The organism is Lacinutrix sp. 5H-3-7-4, assembly GCF_000211855.2.
Classification (GTDB): domain Bacteria; phylum Bacteroidota; class Bacteroidia; order Flavobacteriales; family Flavobacteriaceae; genus Lacinutrix.
The window spans coordinates 1,592,036-1,609,703 of the sequence record NC_015638.1 but is presented as its reverse complement, the minus strand read 5'-3'; the positions used below and the strand labels follow the sequence as shown (position 1 = coordinate 1,609,703).

Here is a 17,668-nt window from a genome sequence, read left to right as displayed (position 1 = left end):
AAAAGCCGCCTTTTTAAGGCGGCTTTTGTATTTTTATTGATATAATTTTACAATGCAAAAAAACTCTATTGGCATATTTGATTCTGGTGTTGGCGGTACTTCTATTTTTAAAGAAATACATGCGCTGTTACCAAATGAGAGTACTATTTATTTAGCTGATAGTAAATATGCTCCTTATGGCTCTAAAACTAAAAACGAGATTATTGATTTGTCTATAAAAAACACAGAATTTTTAATAGACAATAATTGTAAAATTATTGTTATTGCTTGTAATACTGCTACTACTAACGCTATAGACATTTTAAGGAATACTTATAAAATTCCGTTTATTGGTATTGAACCTGCTATAAAACCTGCTGCCTTACAAACGCAAACTAAAGCTATTGGTATTCTTGCTACTAAAGGCACGCTTTCAAGTGCTTTATTTCATAAAACTACAGATTTATATACTAATGGCATTAAGGTTATTGAACAAGTTGGAGAAGGTATTGTACAACTAATTGAAAATGGTGATTTACATACGCCTAAAATGGAGTTTTTACTTAAAAAGTATTTACAACCTATGCTTGCTGAAAATATTGATTATTTAGTTTTGGGTTGTACTCATTATCCTTATTTAATGCCTATACTTTTAAACCTTTTACCTAAACATGTGAAAATTATAGATTCTGGGTTGGCTGTGGCTAAACAAACTAAGTCCGTTTTAGAACAATATAATTTATTAAACTCGATTGGTAAAAAACCTAACAATGATTTTTACATTAACATTAAAAATACGGCTGTTATGCAATCGCTTTTAGGTGGCAATTTTAATGTTAAACATCTAGATTTTTAAAGTTTGTTGTTACTGTGTTGTAATAACTCCTGTTTTTAACTACAATTAATATACATTGGTTTGCCCGCATTAGGGATAGTAACGGCATCCTTTTTGCTTTTTTTTGCAAAAAGATATAGTGGATAGCCCGACTTTTTACAATTTTTTTATTGTAAAAAGGAATGCCCAAAGGTTATTTAAACCATGAGGAATATTTTACATAGTTTTCTGCAATACGGTTTATCTCTCCGTTTATTAAGGCTTTACTTATATCTTTTACCTTTTTTGCTGGTACTCCTGCGTAAATACTTCCTGATTCTACTACGGTGTTTTGTGTAACTACTGCTCCTGCGGCTACTATACTATTGCTTTCTATTATACAATTATCCATTACTATGCTTCCCATGCCTATTAATACATTGTCATGAATTGTACAACCGTGTACTATTGCATTGTGGCCTATTGACACGTTGTTGCCTATGTTTGTTGGGTGTTTTTGATAGGTGCAGTGTACTACTGCTCCATCTTGAATGTTTACTTTATTTCCTATTTTTATATAATGTACATCGCCTCGAAGTACGGCATTAAACCATATACTGCATTGTTTGCCTACGGTTACATCTCCCACAATTGTTGCATTTTCTGCTATGTAACAATCGTCTGGTAATTGTGGTGCTTTGTTGTTTACGGGTTTTATTATTGGCATATTATTTAAAATAAGAGAGTAATTGTGCTTTTTTTGATGGTGATACTATAATTTCTTTTCCGTTGGTTAATATAAGGCTTCCACCTTTTCCTTTTACGTATTTTATAATTTCGTTTACATTTACTAAGTAGCTTTTATGTACTCTCGCAAAGTTTATATCGCCTAAGGCTTCTTCTATGTATTTTAGTGTTTTACTTACTATTTTACGTTTATTGTTGGTTAGGTAAATTTCTGTATAATTATCGTCTGCCTTACAATATAGTATATCTTTTGTGTTTATAATTTCGAAACCGTCTTGTTGTGGTAGTGTTATTTTACCTTCTATGTTTTTTGGTGCCTTGGGTACTAAAACTTGATCTTGTAAGGCGTTTTCTTTGGTTTTTATTTTTGTAACGTAATCTACTGCTTTTATTAAATCGTCTATTGCTATGGGTTTCATTAAATAGTAAGAGGCATGTGCATTTAATGCATCTATTGCATAATGGTTGTATGCTGTTACAAATATGGTCTCGAATTGGCGATTGCCTACTTTGTCTAATAAATCGAACGCATTACCGTAAGGCATTTCGACATCTAAAAATACTAGGTCTAAGGTATGGTTTCTTATAAGTGACAAACCATCATTAATATTTGATGCCTCGCCAACGACTTGAACATTTGGACAGTACTTACTGAGATAGTTTTTTAAAATTTCTCTGCTGGTTTCTTCGTCTTCTACTATTATTGAGGTTAGTTTCATGGTTTAAATTAAAAATTTTTATTTGTCTGTAGTTACATAACTAAAAGAAATTATTTTAACAAGCTTCATCTTTATTTGTCCTTTAAAATCATAGTATACAGAATAATATACTTATTATTGAGATCTTTAATTGGTCCAACTCTTTGTAAACTTTTTATTCTCTTTGTATTAAAACTTTTTCTATTAAAACTATCAACTACATTTCCATTTATTAAATAAAACGTTTCAGAGTCTAAATCTAAAAAAGATGAATTGTTAATTACCAATACTCCATCTTTAGCTTGGGTTCCAAATTTCATTATATAAAAATTTGAACCTTTTTTTAAAGACCTTATCTCTTTAAAATTAATGTTTCTGTATTTTAATAAATCTATCGAACTATAGCTAGTAAATGAATCATTAACTATTACTAAAGGGTTTTCTCCTATTTCTTCACGTTTAAGAAGGAAATTATACCTTTCTTTTAGACTGTGTTTATTCTCAGGAGTCCTTTTGTGAACTTTACATGAAAATAAAAAAATCGTGATTAATATAATTACAAATATTCTCAAATCAATCGCGTTTTAAAGTAACAACAACTTTAGTTCCTGTATCGCCAGTATTTTTAAAATTATCTATAAAAACATCTACTTTATCTTTATACATATTGTTTAATATAAAAACTCTTTTTTTTATGTTACCCATACCTTTTGAATTTTGCTTTTTTTGATTCGCTGTTTTTAAGGCTTTTGATTTTTCACGCCCTATACCATTATCTATTATTGAAATAGTAATTTGATTTGCTCCCGTTTTTGTTATAGATATATCTAATACACCTTTTGTTTCTTTATAACGTAAACCATGCCATACAGCATTTTCTATATAGGGCTGAAGCAGCATTGGTGGTATTTTATAGTGGTCTAAGTTTATGGCTTTGTCTACTGTTATATTATAGTCAAATTTATTTTTAAACCTAGAGTGTTCTAATTTTGTATATAATTCTATAAGTTCTATTTCTTTTTGTAGTGGTATAAAATCTTCTTCGCTATTTTCTAATACTGCACGCATTAATTTAGAAAAATCACTTAAATATTTGTTTGCTGTACGCTCATCGTTTATTGCTATAAAACCATTTACCGAGTTTAACGCATTGAATATAAAATGCGGATTCATTTGACTTCGTAAGGATTTTAATGCTAATAAATTATTTGCTAGTTTTTGCTGTTTTATAGATTTATACATTAAGTATGCTACAAGTGATAATAATAGCAAACCACCTACTAGTGAGTAAATTATAATTTTTTGATTTTTATTTCGCTCTGTTGTTAATTGGTATTTGCTTTGCGATAATTCTCTATCGTTTTCTAAAGATATAATACGGTTTTGTTTTTCGGCTATATTTTTGTTAAAACGCGCTATTTGTGTTATTTGCTGTTCTTTTTCTATGTATAGTTTTTCTAAAGATTTTGCATACTCATCAAAAGCAATTCGGGCTTTTTCAAAATCACCTGCGCTTTTATAAACTTCGTAAAGCTTTCGGTTTCCGTCTTTTTCTACTACTAAATCTTTTCTTTTGCTGGCTTCTTCTACACTTTTTTCTAAAAAAGGAATGGCTTTATTATAGTCTTTTTGAAGGTAATAGGCAGTTCCTATTTTATAATTTTGTTTTTGTACTGTAATATCGCTTTCATTTTCTATTAAAGAATCGGTTTCTATAGCTTCTATTTGTGGTATAGCTTCTTTTCTTAAAACAATCTCTTCCTCATATTCTGCATTAGAGTTATTAAAATCTGCTACTTTAATTTTTTCTTTTATAGCTCGAGATTTATTTTCTTTAGCCGCAAGAGACAATGCATTCTGGTAGTAAGATTTTGCTTCTGTTTTTGCTCCATTATCATTATATGTTTGTGCAAGTTTTGAATTTAAATCTGTTATTTTCGAGCTTATTAAATACTGTTTTGCTACTTCTAATCCTGTTTTATAGAACTCTATAGAGCTATTGTATTTTTTTAATGCTCTATTTGTATCTCCTAAAGCTTCGTAATATGCTACAGTTTGATAATTAGATAAGTCACTTAATTTTAAACCTTGTATAACCAATAAACTATTTTGGTATTCTTTATTTGCCTTATATGCATTTGCAAGCTTTAGTTTTACGCCATTGTTTTGATCACTATTTAAGCTTATTTTATAATTTGAAATAGCTAAATCATACTGCTTCCAGTACATATTTATATCACCAAGTGTTTCAAAAGCTTCGGCGTTTTCTTTTGCCGATGTGCTATTTTTTATACTTTCACTTACAAACTGAATACTTTTTTCGGCAGATTTTCTTTTATAAAATTTAGCTGAATCTATAAGACTTCCAAACGTTGTGTTCTTTCTGTATTTTTTAGACTGAACACTATTAATGTTAGGCTCTACTTCTACATCTATATTTTCGTCTCTCTCAATTGTATAATATATGGTATGAAAATCTTTATGATTTACTATAAGTTCATCACCAATTTTTGCTTCTACCCTAAATGCGCCTTCTGTATTTGTAAAAGTATATTTACCTCCATTAACTTGAATACTTACATTTTTAATAGGACGTTTTGTATCACTTTCTTTAACGGTACCTCTTATAGTAAACTGTTGACTTTTATTTGTAAAAGCATCACTGCTTTTAGTTTGGGCAACAGCAAACGGGCTTAAAATTAAGCTTAACAAAAAAACAATGCCTTGTATATATTTTATCATTTGAGATTGTAAAACATAAACTTACACACTTTTAATCGCATAATAAAACTATAAATTTTAAAATAAGGTTACACAAGGTACTAATTTGCCTTTTTTACTCATTTTAAAAGCCTATTCACTCATTAGTACGTAATAAACACTCAATTACCTTTTTATTTTAAAAAATGTGCTTAAAACAAAAACGCCACTGCAAAGCAATGGCGTTTTATTATATATTTTAAACAGTTTAGTTAATTGCAGGACAGTTACAGTGGTAACGCTCTTTTGCACAACCAAAGTTATACCCTAAAGTAATTTGGTGAAAACCACCATTATTAAATACTACCGAGTTAGATTGGTAACTATAAGTATATGCAAACATAAAGTCGTTAACATTAACGCCTAATAAAGGTGTTATATATTGTAATTTTTGGCTACTCACACCAGAACCTTGTTGAAACTCTGCTCCATCTAAACTTCTTCTATATGAAATACCTCCCCAAATTTTACCAAAGTCCATAGTTTTATAGGCTTTAACGTTAAAATCGAAAGACGCTTCTTCTGTAGCTTCTCTATACATAAACATAACTGAAGGTTCAAAACTCCAATCACTATTAAATTTACTAAATGTATTACCTACAGAAAATAAATATGTTCTAAGATTATTAAAGTTAAGCCCATTAGCATTATTGTTAAAATTTACTCCATCATTATTAAGTAAATTTTTAACGGTTGCATGAGCGTAAAAATCATACAAATTATAAGAAAAGCCAAAATCAACATTAAACTCTGTGGCAGATTGCTCTATTCCAGAAATTAAAGGATCACCATTTCCATCTTGCAAAAACGTAGACTCATCTAATTTATATTGTAGAGCTCCTGCGCTAAGACCAAAAGATAATTGATTTAAATCTACAGTACTTCTTGAAAATAAAATGTGATAAGCATAAGTTAAATAAACACCGTTTTGAGAATGAAATCCATTTTTATCTGAATATGCTATAGCACCAATACCAGAATTGCTTTCTCCAATTCTACCGTTAACACTTGCTGTTAATAATGCAGGTGCATCATCATCACCAAACCATTGTTGGCGACCTGTAACCCTAACTTTAGAGCAATTAGCTGCTCCAGCCATAGATGGGTGTATTAAGTAATAATTATCTGTAAGATAGTCTGAATATATTGGAAGACCTTCTTGTGCTTCAGCAATTTGGCAAGTAAAGAACACTGAAACCGCTAATATAAATAACTTTTTTAATCTCATAATATCTTTTTTCAAAGTAGATGTTGGTTGAAAAATTCTAGCTAATGCTATTATTAACTCTTTTTTAACTAATAAATTATATTCTTGCCAAATATAAAGATTTACTTCTTATAATTTAGCTTACAAAAGTTAAAGCTACCAATATAAAAAGGATTTATCAAATAAACTAAACTTTTCATTAATTCAAAAGCGCTATTATTAGTTAAATATATTGATGCTTCAATGTTAGATTTAGTACTTTTGCATAAAAATAATTGCCTAATGACTCCTTTTCAAGTAACTATACAAGAAACATCAAATAATTCAATTATAAAATTTGAATTAAATCAGTTTATAACACAACATCAAAGTTTTGAATTTAATAATATAGATGAAGCTAAAGAATCTCCTTTAGCACAAGAGCTTTTCTATTTACCATTTGTGAAAAAAGTTTATATAACTAGTAATTTTATTGCTATTGAACGCTTTAATATTGTTGAGTGGAAAGATGTACAAGACGAAGTTTCAGAACAAATAAAAGCCTATTTAAATAAAGGCGGAATAGTTATTACAGAAAATGCAACTTCTAAAAAAGTGCCTGTTACCGTATATGCAGAAAGCACTCCTAATCCTTCTGTAATTAAATTTGTAGCTAATAAAAAAATAGCTAATGCTGCTTACGAGTTTGTAACAATTGATGACGCAAAACCATCTCCTTTAGCTACAGAATTATTTCACTTACCATTTGTAAAAAGTGTTTTTATAGATGAAAATTATGTTTCAGTTACAAAATACGATGTAGCAGAATGGCAAGAAATAACAAATGAACTAAGAGAGTTTATTCGTTCTTATATTGAAGATGGAAAAGAAATAATTTCGGCAAATGCACCAGAAGCCATTGAGAAGTCTACTAAAAATGTTGATGCTCATTTTGAAACTTTAGATGATACGTCTAAAGAAATAGTAAATATTCTTGAAGAATATGTAAAGCCAGCTGTAGCCAGTGATGGTGGAAATATTCAATTTGAATCATACAATGCAGATACTAAAACTGTAAAAGTAATACTTCAAGGAGCTTGTAGCGGTTGTCCTTCATCTACTTTTACTTTAAAAAATGGTATTGAAAACATGCTAAAGGAAATGCTAAAAGGAAAGGTTAACACAGTTGAAGCTATAAATGGTTAATTATTCTTTAAGCTATTAAACCTTATTAATTATTACATAATAAAAAAAACCTGAACGATTCGTCGTTCAGGTTTTTTTGTGTTTACTATTTACTATGTGTTTTACTTTAGTTTTAACGCTTTAATGTAAAGTGTGCTCTAAAGTGCTTTTTAGTATTTGTTGCTGTGTCTGTATATTCTACTGTAAACCAGTAGTCACTTGTTGGCATTGGGTTACCATTGTAAGTTCCGTTCCAACCATCGCCTAATGGACTTATTTGTTTTAATAGTTTTCCAAAACGATCAAAGATGTAAATCTTAGCATCTGGGTAATTTGAGATGCTATATATATTCCATGTTTCGTTATAACCATCGCCATTTGGTGTAAAGTAAACTGGGTAGTCTAGTACCATGATTTCTTCACTTACTTCTCCACAACCATTAACATCTCTTGCGGTTACAACTATACCGCCTGCTGGTATGTTGGTAAAGGTGTGACTGTAACTTCCATCTGCATTTGCTGTTCCTAATTGCCAAGCACCACCGTTTAAACTAAATTCATACACGGCTATTGAAGTTGCTGTGCTTCCACTTGCTGTTACTTGCACATCGTGTTGGTCTGCAAAGGCTGCTGTTAATAGCTCGTAACTAATTACTGGTGGTTCGCTTACATCTACTACTGTACTATCACTACTCATACACATTGTATTTGCACTTGTAGAGGTATCTGTTACTATTACACTATAGTTTCCGCCTTCGGTTGGCATGATTGATGGTCCTGTTTCTCCTGCCATAACATTGCCTTCATAGCTCCATTCAAAACTATATAATGAAGCATCTAAACCTGTATCTACTAGTGGTGAGTTTACTACTTCTGTACCATTAGTATTGATACATAGTAGGTAACTATCGTCTAAATCAAAGGCTGGTAACGGGTTGACTTGTAGAGTAACTTCAGCGGTTTCATAACATATTGAACTGTCTTGACCATTATCTACAACGCCATCGTTATTTAGGTCTACTAAATCACCATTGCCATCGCCATCTAAATCTATATAATCTATAATACCATCGGCATCACTATCAAATCCTTCTGCTATGCCATCGCCATTGATATCTACTATATCGAACACGCCATCGCCATTGGTATCTATTGTATCTATATTTCCATCACTATCAACATCTAATCCTGTTGTTAAACTGCTTAGGTCTAAACTTATTGGTGTTACTATCATGGTATCATTATCTACACGAACAATAATTACTTGTGGATTACTAGTGTTTTCGTATAAAAATGGTAATGGGTTTGTACCTGCATCTGCATCTGCTTGATTTTCATAGTAACTTACAGTGTAGTTATTAGCGTCTTGTCCATCTAAAACAAATGGGTTTTGTGTTTCTAAATTAAACTGTACTGTATCGTTACTTGGGTCGCCATCAAACTCCATATTGTCATCACATTGCTCATATACTATTGCTACTCCATCTGGATTGGCTTGTGCTGCTTCTTGTACTTCTATATTAAAGTTTAGTGTCGCTACATCACAGCCTGTAATAGTATTGGTGATGTTTACATATATGGTTTGTGGATTGGTAATATTGGTATACGGACTGTTTAATCCATTGATGGCTGCATCTGCTTCTGCCTGTGTTTCATGATAACTTACAGTGAATATTGACGGGTCTTGACCGTTTAATATTGCTGCTGTCATCGTGCCGTCTAAATCAAAATCGGCCATACCATCATTAAACAGCTCACAAATAATATAATCGTCTACTGGTGTTACTGTTGGTAATGGGTTTACAATAACATCAAAACTTACTAAACTGTAACATCCTGTACCGTTTAATCCTGTGTTATCATCGCCATTGGTTAGACGTACATAAATGGTTTGTGGTGTTATACCTGTTCCTGGATTGTTTGGATCTTCATTAGTATGCATTGTTGGGTCTGCTATTGCATTGTTTCCTGTAATGGCATCGTCTTGACTGGTGTAGTAACTTGCCGTTACATTTAATTCTCCATTAATAATTGCTATTTCATTTTGTGTTAAATCGAAAACTTCTATTAAATCACCTGCGTTGGTATCATCACACACTATCAAATCTTCTGGATCTGGTGTTGGTGATGGGTTTGGAAGTACTCGTAATGTCACTGTTGTAAATGAAAAACACCCTGTATCGTTATCGGTCACACGTACATAAAGTGTTTGTGGACCATTCATGGTATTGGTATAGTTGGTTGGGTCTGCTATTGCATTTACATCGCCTTGAGCATCTGCCATTGTTTCATAATAGGTTACAACCCAACTGTTGTTGCCATTTACTATTTCTGAATCTTCTACTGTTAAATCAAAAGAAGTGAAACCGTCATTGGCTTCCATATAGTTAGCGTCTAAATCATCACATTGTGCTAACTCATTATCGTAGTTTGGATCTAATACTGGTGGAAACTCTACACGTATTATAAATTCTCCTGTAGTAACACATCCATTAGTATTACTCTCTAATCGAATGTAAATGGTTTGTGGGTTAGAGTTATTTGTATAGTTACTGGTATTAATAATTGGGTTGTTTCCTGAATCGGCATTAGCTTGTGTTGTGTGATACGTTAGTGTGAAATCTGCCACTGTTTGTCCTGCTGTAAAGATTTGTGGTGTAATTACTGCATCAAAATCAAATTGATTGAATCCATCATCATCGTCATCACAAATAATATAGTCCTCGATATCTAATGGTACTACTGGTGCTGGTTGTACAATTAATGGCATTTCGACTATTGTAAAACAGCCTGTGTTATCATTTTCTGCTAAAACATAAATGGTTTGCATATTGGCTACAATATTATTGTATGGACTCACTAATGGGTTTACCATATTCATAGCATCATCTTGCGTCTCATAGTAACTAATAGTGATATCTGGCTCTCCATTGGTGATTATAGCACTTTGGGCGTCTAAATCGAAACTTGCAAAACCATCATTATCATCATCACATTCTTCAATAGCTGCTGGCATTGCAACTGGTGATGGTAATGGATTGACACGAAGGTCTAATGTGATCGTGCTTACACAGCCTGTGTTATCATTTTCTGCTCGTACATATACTGTTTGTGGGTTTACCGTATTGGTATATGGACTGAATATTTGTGCGGCTGCATCATTAGTATCGGCTCCTGCTTGTGTATCAAAGTATGTTAGTGTTATACCCGTTTGACCGTTTAGTATTTGTGCATTTGCATCTTCTAAAGTGAAGGCTTCTACTTCATCTCCTGGATTATTAACATCACACAAGGCTAAAGGATCTGGTTGCACAAGTACTGGTAATGGGTTAACTATAAGCTCTAATGTCGTGTTTGTAAAACAATCATTAGCTGTGTCTTCTACTCGTACATGTACTATTTGCGGGTTACTAGTATTAACATAAGCGTTTGGTGTTGCTATTGGGTTTGTACCTGCCATAGCATCGCCTGGTGTTATATAATATGTTACTGTGTATTGCGTTGGATCTAAATCGTTTGTTGGATCGGTATCTAATAAATTTAGAATCTCGGCATCTTTACTTGGTAAATTAAATGTAGCAAAACCATCGGCATCATCATCACAAACTTCTAACGCTGTTGGATCGGTTATTTGTGGTGTTGGGTTGACTATTAATACAAGTTCTACAAAACTCGCACAGTCTGTTGCTATGGTAGAGCTTTCTACTCGTACATAAATTGTTTGCATGTTTGCTACAATGTTATTGTAAGGACTTGATAAGGCATTAACATTATTCATAGCATCGGCCATCGTTTCATGGTAAGTGACTGTTAGTCCTGGTGCGCCTGCTGTGATTTCTGCTTCGGTATCTGATAGCATAAACTCTCCAAACCCATCACTGTCTGGATCACAGTATTCTAAAGCTGCTGGTGTAAAGGCTACTGGTGCTTGCTCAACTACTAATTCTAAACTCGTTGTATCAAAACATCCCGTGTTTGCATCTTCTACTCGAACATATACCGTTTGCATATTTGGTGTTTGGTTGGTATAAGGTATGGCTAATGGATTGGTCGCATTTATTGCGTCTAATGGTGTAAAATAATAGCTTACTGTATAGGCTGGATTTCCGCCTGATATCTCTTGATTTTTTAATGTTAAATCTATTGCTGTTATTCCATCTGGTGTCGCATCATCACATACTTCTAAAGGTGTTGGTGTTACTACTGTTGGTAGTGGGTTGGCTGTTACAGTTGTTGTACTTGTTGCTGGACAGCTACCATTTGTTGTATAATCTACGGTGTAACTTGCTCCTGGTGTGCCTCCGGTTATAGCGCCTGTAGTGGTATCTAAAATCGCACCATCTGTTGGCACAGTATTAAATGCATAGCTTCCGCCTGGTGTGGCTTCTGAATCTACAACGCCACCATCACAGGTTGGTGTGTAGGTTACACTAGCATCATCGGTAGTTAAAACGGTTAGCGTTTCTATTGTTGATGACGGACAAGCGCCTCCTAAGCTATATTCTACCATATAAACAGTGGCAGATGTGGCTCCTGTTACTGTTCCTGTTACTGGGTCTATACTAGCAGCATCTGTTGGTATTGGATTAAATGCATAGGTACCGCCTGGTGTGGCTTCGCTTGTTACTATTCCACCATCACAGGTAGCATTCATAGTAAATGAAGCATCATTGGTTATATCTACTGTTACTGTAAATGAACTTGTTGATGGACAGGTGCCATTTGTTGTATAATCTACAGTGTAACTCGCGCCTGATAATCCGTCGGTTATTGTTCCTGTTGTTGCATCTATTACTGAGCCATCTGCAGGATCTGGATTTAATACATAGGTGCCGCCTGGTGTGGCTACTGTATCTACAGTAGCTCCATCACAGGTTGGTTGCATGGTAAAGGTCGAATCGTCTTCTGGATTAACCGTTATTGTAAAACTTGTTTCGCCAAAACATGCTGGATTAGAGTTATCGTCTACACGAACATATATGGTTTGTGGGCTTGACATATTTGGGTAAGCTCCTGGTGTTGCTATTGCATTGGTACTTGTTGCTACATCACCTGGTTGCTCGTAATAACTTACCGTGTAATTTGCCGGATCTTGACCGTTTAAAATAACTGCTTCCTCGGTTGTTAAATCGAATATTTCTACGCCATCGTTTGAAGAATCGTCGCATAGTTCTAGGTTTGAAGGCTGTGCAGCTTCAGCAATAGGATTAATAGTAATTGTAAATCCTTCAGCATCATTTTGAGAAGAAATATAACAAACACTACTCGCTACACTTTCAATTCTAACATATATAATTTCACCAGAACTTGTGTATGGACTTGTTAAAGGATTTGCTCCTGTATCTGCATCTGCTATAGATGAATGATAGGTTACAATAAAATCTGAGGCTGCTTGAGCTCCAAGAACTGCTGCATCTTGGTTTGTTAAATCGAACTCTTCTTGACCATCATTAGAAAGATCATCACAAACCACAATGTCTGGAGCATCATTTAAAGCTACTGTTAAATATTCTAAAGTAAACATGTCTATATCTGCACATGTTCCTGTATTATCTTCAATTCTTATATAAATTATTTCTCCATCGGTACCATTATAATTTACAGGATCTCCAATAGGATTTACTCCATTCATGGCATCTGCATTAGAATTATGGTAAGACAAGCTATTTGCTGTTTGATCTTGAGCTCCAAAAGCAGGTGCATCGTTTTCTGTAAGATCAAAAACAACAGCTCCACTACCATCATCACACTCTGTAATAGTATTAACTGCTTGTATTGTTGGGCCAGGAATAAATTCTATAATAATAGAATCTGACGCCATACATGTAGCAGAAAAAGTAATATCTACAGTATATTCTCCATCTTGAGTAGCATTAAGGGTTGAATTTGTTTCTCCAGGAATTACAACACCATCTAAATACCAAGTATGAGTTGCAGTAGGTAATTGAGTGTCTAAAACTACTGGTGTACCTTGGCACTCTGCTGTACCAGCATTTATAGTAATATCGTCTCCTAAATCACCTCCTAAACTAAAAGAACCAGCTTCTAAAAATACTGCTGAATTATATGATGTATCTCTAGCATCTGCAACTACAAGTTTTATTCTATAATTATTATTAGGTGTTACATTAGCAATTGCCGCCATTGGTACTGTATACCCTAAATAATCTATTGGAGCATTTGCTGCAGGTTCTCCACCAGCGCCATGATAAGAATCAAAATATGTTGGGTTTTCTGAAGAACATCCTCCTGCAAAAGCATTATCTCGAACAGTAAAAACAGATACAACATCTGTTGTTCCAGGAACTAATGCTAAATTAGTTGTTGTATTTGTAGATAAATCTGTAAGTAAAAATGCAAATGCATCTGAGAAAGAACATTGAAACGCTCCATACTCATCTGATGCAAATAAGAAATTGAATGTAATAGTATCGGCTAATGGTACAAAATCAAATTCTATAAACGAAGCATTTCTTGAATTTCCAGCAGGTAAATCGTCACCTGGAGTATTATCTAAATCGGTATTAATTTCGGCCTCTAAATCAGCATCTCCTGGCCAAGCACCGCCACCACTACTTTGTATTCCAGACTCTGGTCCTTCGGCCTCCATAGCGTCTCCAGAATTTAAAACTATTCCTGCATCAAAACCAAATGCTCCTGGAAGTGCACTAAAATAGCCTATACCATTTACGTCTCCAAAATTAGTTCCTGTACTCCAGTTAATATTGGATACCGTTGCACAAGGACTGTTAATTAAAACATCTTCTACTAATTGAGGCACTGTATATGTTGTTTGGTCTACATCAATATAAGGTCCTAAAACCTGAACAGTTACTGTTGCTGTTTCAGAGCATCCTAAAGGATTTGTGTCTGTAACTGTTAGTGTTGTAGTGTATGTACCAATAGTATCAAATTGATTAGAGACCATTTCTCCGGTTCCAAAAGGCGAACCATCTCCAAAATTCCAATTATAAGTTGCTCCTGTGCCGTCTTCAGAAAACACAGCACTTCCTGTAAAGTCTACAGTAGTACCAACTAACACTTGAACTACTCCTGTTCCATTTACTGCTGGATTTGTAGAATCTATTGAAGGTGTTATAGTTTGACAATCTGTAAAACAATCAATATCTGCTGCCCAACCAATAGTATTTCCAGTAGCATTACTTACAAATTCTAAAGTTAAACACCCAGTTGCACTTGTAATGGATGCCATAATTGTTCCTGGATCACTTGTAACTCCACCACCATCAAAAGATCCAATTACTGGAGCAGTAGTATCATCACCATCATAAATTGTAAGAATATCACTTCCTCCTTGTGTTCCAAAAGTAGTAAAGTCTAATTGTATAAACTGGTCTGGTCCATCTGGACATATTGTAAGTACAAAATTTTCATCACTTGAATAATTTGCTGATGGCCCACCTGAGTCATATAAAGTCCCTGAACATTGGTTAAACGTCCCGTTTTGCATCAATATATCTTGTGCAAATACTGGAATGGAAATAAATAATAAAAAGATGATTAGCGTAAAGTTCCTCATTATATATATGTTTATTTTGGTCTAAAAAGTATACAATAATACTAATAAATACTAACTTTTTATAGTATTGACAGCCCTTAAACTGTTAAACCTTTATAGTTAATAAATTTAGCTATAGTTATATAACACTTTTACTGTTAAAAATCCTACCCAATAAATTACTTTTTTTAAACTTTGTTTTATCTGTAAGCTATTAAAACTTGTAATGATTAACTTTGATTTGTGAAATAATATATCTTCATTAAATTTTAATTTCTAATACACCTTTAGCGTTAATTCATTAATCCATGATACACAAATATACTAATGACCTTATTAACGAAACAAGTCCATATTTGCTTCAGCATGCACATAATCCTATACATTGGAAAGCTTGGAATTCTAACACATTAGAGCTTGCTAAAAAAGAAAATAAACTTATAATTATAAGCGTTGGTTATGCTGCTTGCCATTGGTGTCACGTTATGGAGCATGAGAGTTTTGAAAACGAAGATGTCGCTATAGTAATGAATTCAAATTTTATTAATATTAAAATTGATAGAGAAGAACGACCAGACATAGACCAAGTATATATGAATGCTGTTCAATTAATGACAGGTAGTGGTGGATGGCCAATGAATGTAGTTGCCCTGCCCGATGGAAGGCCTGTTTGGGGCGGAACATATTTTAAAAAAGAACAATGGGTTAATGCCTTAAATCAAATTTCAGATTTATATAAAAAAAATCCTGACAAACTTTATGAGTATGCTACCAAATTAGCGAAAGGCATTAAAGCTATGGATTTAATAAAACCTAATACTAATGAACCAAAATTTGATACCACATTTTTAAAAGAAATAATAGCAGATTGGTCTGTATATTTTGATACCAATAAAGGAGGAATAGGAAAGGAACCAAAGTTTATGATGCCAAATAATTATCAATTTTTATTACGATATGGTTATCAAAAACAAGATAAGAAGATTCTAGATTTTGTAAATACTACACTAACAAAAATGGCTTATGGAGGAATTTACGACCAAATTGGTGGTGGTTTTTCTAGATATTCTGTAGACGACAAATGGCATGTACCTCATTTTGAAAAAATGTTATACGATAATGCACAACTAGTAAGCCTATATGCAGAAGCGTTTGCTTTAACCAAAAACGAATTATACGAAAATGTAGTAATTGAAACACTAGAGTTTATAAAAAGAGAATTAACAGGAACAAACGGTATATTTTATTCGTCATTAGATGCAGATAGCTTAACTGAAGATAATGTTTTAGAAGAAGGCGCCTATTATGTATGGAAGAAAGAAGAATTACAAACACTTTTAAAAGACGATTTTAAATTATTTTCCACCTATTATAATGTAAATAATTATGGCTATTGGGAACATAAAAACTATGTACTTATTAGAGATAAAAATGATCTAAAATTCACTAACCAAGAGAATATAACATTAGAAAAATTAAAAGAAAAAAAGAAACGCTGGAAATCTATTTTACTTAAAGAAAGAGAAAAAAGGAACCTACCAAGATTAGATGATAAAACATTAACATCTTGGAATGCTTTAATGCTTAAAGGTTATGTAGATGCTTATCGCGTTTTACAAGATGAAAACTATTTAGATTGCGCCATAAAAAATGCCGAATTTATATTAAACAATCAATTAAAAGAAGACGGTTCGCTTTACCATAATTATAAAAACGGAGCATCTAGTATAAATGGTTTTTTAGAAGATTATGCAACAACTATTGATGCTTTTTTAGCTTTATACCAAGTTACCTCAACAATTAAATGGTTAGACAATGCTAAGGCACTTACAGATTATTGTTTTGATACTTTTTTTGATACCGAAAGTCAACTCTTTTTCTTTACCTCTAATCAAGACAAAAAACTAATTGTACAAACAATAGAATATAGAGACAATGTAATTCCTGCTAGTAATTCAATTATGGCAAACTGCCTTTATATGTTATCGCATTTCTACAATAACAACTACTATTTAAAGACATCTAAAAACATGCTAAATAACATTAAACCAGAAATACATCAATACGGTTCGGCTTTTTCTAATTGGATGAGTTTAATGCTAAACTTTACAGAGCCCTTTTACGAAGTAGCCATTACAGGAGATAAAGCTAATATTAAAGTGAAAGATTTAAATAAAGAGTATTTACCTAACAAAATAGTAGCATGTAGTGAAAGAAATAATAACTTACCTTTATTACATAACAGGTACGTAGAAAATAAAACACTTATTTATGTATGTGTTAATAACACTTGTAAATTACCAGTTATAAATACAAACGAAGCCATTAACCAATTAAAAACAAATTAAAATGAATATACTAATAATAATCTTCTCTCTTCTTGTCGCTTTTTTGCATTATTATTTTTTAGCACTTGAAATGTTTTTATGGACCAAGCCAAGAACAATAAAAGCCTTTGGATTAAAAAACGAAGCCTTTGCCAAAGACACTAAAGTGCTTGCTGCTAACCAAGGGCTTTATAATGGTTTCATGGCTTCCGGAATTGTTTTTGCAATACTATCTAAAAATAGTAGTACACTAATATTTTTTATAACCTGCATTATTATTGCCGGTTTGTATGGCGCTTACTCTACAGGAAAAATAAAATTATTTTACATACAATCTATTCCTGCAATAATTACATTAATAATTATATTAATAAACTAAACTTTATTCTAATTATTAAAAATAACAAAGCATTAACGTAAAGCTTTTTTAAAGTTATTAATTTCGTACTATTA

General features: G+C 32.6%; 10 protein-coding genes. 4 read left to right on the top strand and 6 right to left on the bottom strand.

What is annotated here, in order from left to right:
* The first annotated feature begins 52 nt into the window (after positions 1-52).
* The gene (gene murI / locus LACAL_RS07065; protein WP_013870034.1) at positions 53-835 is read left to right on the top strand and encodes a glutamate racemase; all 783 of its coding nucleotides are present in this window, start codon (positions 53-55) and stop codon (positions 833-835) included.
* Positions 836-1,007: 172 nt separating this feature from the next.
* On the opposite strand, the gene LACAL_RS07060 is transcribed toward murI, so the two are convergent.
* The 5 genes from LACAL_RS07060 to LACAL_RS07040 form a co-directional block, all read right to left on the bottom strand.
* On the bottom strand, positions 1,008-1,520 hold the full coding sequence (locus LACAL_RS07060; RefSeq protein ID WP_013870033.1) for a gamma carbonic anhydrase family protein: 513 nt from the start codon (positions 1,518-1,520) through the stop codon (positions 1,008-1,010).
* A 1-nt stretch (position 1,521) separates the two neighbouring features.
* Entirely contained in the window at positions 1,522-2,259 is a 738-nt protein-coding gene (locus tag LACAL_RS07055; protein WP_013870032.1) for a LytTR family DNA-binding domain-containing protein, read from the bottom strand.
* 71 nt (positions 2,260-2,330) lie between these two features.
* On the bottom strand, positions 2,331-2,558 hold the full coding sequence (locus tag LACAL_RS15300; protein WP_148256129.1) for a hypothetical protein: 228 nt from the start codon (positions 2,556-2,558) through the stop codon (positions 2,331-2,333).
* 253 nt (positions 2,559-2,811) lie between these two features.
* Positions 2,812-4,980 (bottom strand): histidine kinase, encoded by a 2,169-nt coding sequence (locus LACAL_RS07045; RefSeq protein WP_013870030.1) that lies wholly within the window; start codon positions 4,978-4,980, stop codon positions 2,812-2,814.
* Positions 4,981-5,206: 226 nt separating this feature from the next.
* Complete coding sequence (locus LACAL_RS07040; RefSeq protein WP_013870029.1) at positions 5,207-6,226, bottom strand: type IX secretion system membrane protein PorP/SprF; 1,020 nt, start codon at positions 6,224-6,226, stop codon at positions 5,207-5,209.
* Between the two features lie 261 nt (positions 6,227-6,487).
* Here LACAL_RS07040 and LACAL_RS07035 point away from each other — a divergent pair, with 261 nt between their 5' ends.
* Positions 6,488-7,390 (top strand): NifU family protein, encoded by a 903-nt coding sequence (locus LACAL_RS07035; protein WP_013870028.1) that lies wholly within the window; start codon positions 6,488-6,490, stop codon positions 7,388-7,390.
* Positions 7,391-7,502: 112 nt separating this feature from the next.
* Here the strand turns inward: LACAL_RS07035 and LACAL_RS07030 are convergent, their stop codons facing one another.
* A complete protein-coding gene (locus LACAL_RS07030; RefSeq protein ID WP_013870027.1) occupies positions 7,503-14,909 on the bottom strand; it encodes a choice-of-anchor L domain-containing protein in 7,407 nt (2,468 codons plus the stop codon).
* Between the two features lie 287 nt (positions 14,910-15,196).
* Between LACAL_RS07030 and LACAL_RS07025 the strand changes: the two genes are divergently transcribed.
* A complete protein-coding gene (locus tag LACAL_RS07025; RefSeq protein WP_013870026.1) occupies positions 15,197-17,236 on the top strand; it encodes a thioredoxin domain-containing protein in 2,040 nt (679 codons plus the stop codon).
* A 1-nt stretch (position 17,237) separates the two neighbouring features.
* Positions 17,238-17,594 carry a DUF1304 domain-containing protein gene (locus LACAL_RS07020; RefSeq protein ID WP_013870025.1) on the top strand — a complete coding sequence of 119 codons (357 nt, stop codon included), beginning with the start codon at positions 17,238-17,240 and terminating at the stop codon, positions 17,592-17,594.
* Positions 17,595-17,668: the final 74 nt, after the last annotated feature.